At 53.8% G+C, this 2,630-nt stretch carries 1 rRNA gene; it reads left to right on the top strand.

What is annotated here, in order from left to right:
* Positions 1–2,630 (top strand): 23S ribosomal RNA (locus tag JWF83_RS00030); the annotation flags it as partial.

A 2,630-nucleotide genomic window follows, 5' to 3' on the forward strand; every position in this document is an offset into this window, starting at 1 on the left:
ATGAGGCGAACCTGGGGAACTGAAACATCTAAGTACCCAGAGGAAAAGAAATCAACCGAGATTCCCCCAGTAGCGGCGAGCGAACGGGGAACAGCCCAGAACCTGAATCAGTTTGTGCATCAGTGGAAGCGTCTGGAAAGTCGCAGGGTACAGGGTGATACTCCCGTACACGAAGATGCACTTGCTGTGAGTTCGATGAGTAGGGCGGGACACGTGACATCCTGTCTGAATATGGGGGGACCATCCTCCAAGGCTAAATACTCCTGACTGACCGATAGTGAACCAGTACCGTGAGGGAAAGGCGAAAAGAACCCCGGCGAGGGGAGTGAAACAGAACCTGAAACCGTGTACGTACAAGCAGTGGGAGCCCTCTTTATGGGGGTGACTGCGTACCTTTTGTATAATGGGTCAGCGACTTATATTCTGTAGCAAGGTTAACCGTATAGGGGAGCCGCAGGGAAACCGAGTCTTAACTGGGCGTTAAGTTGCAGGGTATAGACCCGAAACCCGGTGATCTAGCCATGGGCAGGTTGAAGGTTGGGTAACACTAACTGGAGGACCGAACCGACTAATGTTGAAAAATTAGCGGATGACTTGTGGCTGGGGGTGAAAGGCCAATCAAACCGGGAGATAGCTGGTTCTCCCCGAAAGCTATTTAGGTAGCGCCTCGTGAATTCATCTCCGGGGGTAGAGCACTGTTTCGGCTAGGGGGCCATCCCGGCTTACCAACCCGATGCAAACTGCGAATACCGGAGAATGTTATCACGGGAGACACACGGCGGGTGCTAACGTCCGTCGTGAAGAGGGAAACAACCCAGACCGCCAGCTAAGGTCCCAAAGTCATGGTTAAGTGGGAAACGATGTGGGAAGGCCCAGACAGCCAGGATGTTGGCTTAGAAGCAGCCATCATTTAAAGAAAGCGTAATAGCTCACTGGTCGAGTCGGCCTGCGCGGAAGATGTAACGGGGCTAAACCATGCACCGAAGCTGCGGCAGCGACACGTAAGTGTTGTTGGGTAGGGGAGCGTTCTGTAAGCCGTTGAAGGTGGACTGTGAGGTCTGCTGGAGGTATCAGAAGTGCGAATGCTGACATAAGTAACGATAAAGCGGGTGAAAAGCCCGCTCGCCGGAAGACCAAGGGTTCCTGTCCAACGTTAATCGGGGCAGGGTGAGTCGACCCCTAAGGCGAGGCTGAAAAGCGTAGTCGATGGGAAACAGGTTAATATTCCTGTACTCGGTGTTACTGCGAAGGGGGGACGGAGAAGGCTATGTCAGCCGGGCGACGGTTGTCCCGGTTTAAGCGTGTAGGCTTGCGTTCCAGGCAAATCCGGAACGCTTTAAGGCTGAGGCGTGATGACGAGGCACTACGGTGCTGAAGTGACAAATGCCCTGCTTCCAGGAAAAGCCTCTAAGCATCAGGTAACACAGAATCGTACCCCAAACCGACACAGGTGGTCAGGTAGAGAATACCAAGGCGCTTGAGAGAACTCGGGTGAAGGAACTAGGCAAAATGGTGCCGTAACTTCGGGAGAAGGCACGCTGGCGCGTAGGTGAAGCGACTTGCTCGCGGAGCTGAAGCCAGTCGAAGATACCAGCTGGCTGCAACTGTTTATTAAAAACACAGCACTGTGCAAACACGAAAGTGGACGTATACGGTGTGACGCCTGCCCGGTGCCGGAAGGTTAATTGATGGGGTTATCCGCAAGGAGAAGCTCTTGATCGAAGCCCCGGTAAACGGCGGCCGTAACTATAACGGTCCTAAGGTAGCGAAATTCCTTGTCGGGTAAGTTCCGACCTGCACGAATGGCGTAATGATGGCCAGGCTGTCTCCACCCGAGACTCAGTGAAATTGAACTCGCTGTGAAGATGCAGTGTACCCGCGGCAAGACGGAAAGACCCCGTGAACCTTTACTACAGCTTGACACTGAACATTGAGCCTTGATGTGTAGGATAGGTGGGAGGCTTTGAAGCGTGGACGCCAGTCTGCGTGGAGCCAACCTTGAAATACCACCCTTTAATGTTTGATGTTCTAACTTGGGCCCGTGATCCGGGCTGAGGACAGTGTCTGGTGGGTAGTTTGACTGGGGCGGTCTCCTCCTAAAGAGTAACGGAGGAGCACGAAGGTCAGCTAATCACGGTCGGACATCGTGAGGTTAGTGCAATGGCATAAGCTGGCTTGACTGCGAGAGTGACGGCTCGAGCAGGTGCGAAAGCAGGTCATAGTGATCCGGTGGTTCTGAATGGAAGGGCCATCGCTCAACGGATAAAAGGTACTCCGGGGATAACAGGCTGATACCGCCCAAGAGTTCATATCGACGGCGGTGTTTGGCACCTCGATGTCGGCTCATCACATCCTGGGGCTGAAGTAGGTCCCAAGGGTATGGCTGTTCGCCATTTAAAGTGGTACGCGAGCTGGGTTTAGAACGTCGTGAGACAGTTCGGTCCCTATCTGCCGTGGGCGCTGGAGAACTGAGAGGGGCTGCTCCTAGTACGAGAGGACCGGAGTGGACGCATCACTGGTGTTCGGGTTGTCATGCCAATGGCATTGCCCGGTAGCTAAATGCGGAAAAGATAAGCGCTGAAAGCATCTAAGCGCGAAACTTGCCTCGAGATGAGTTCTCCCTGACCCTT

This window comes from Pantoea sp. B65 (assembly GCF_047308185.1).
In the GTDB taxonomy this organism is placed as follows: Bacteria; Pseudomonadota; Gammaproteobacteria; order Enterobacterales; family Enterobacteriaceae; genus Erwinia.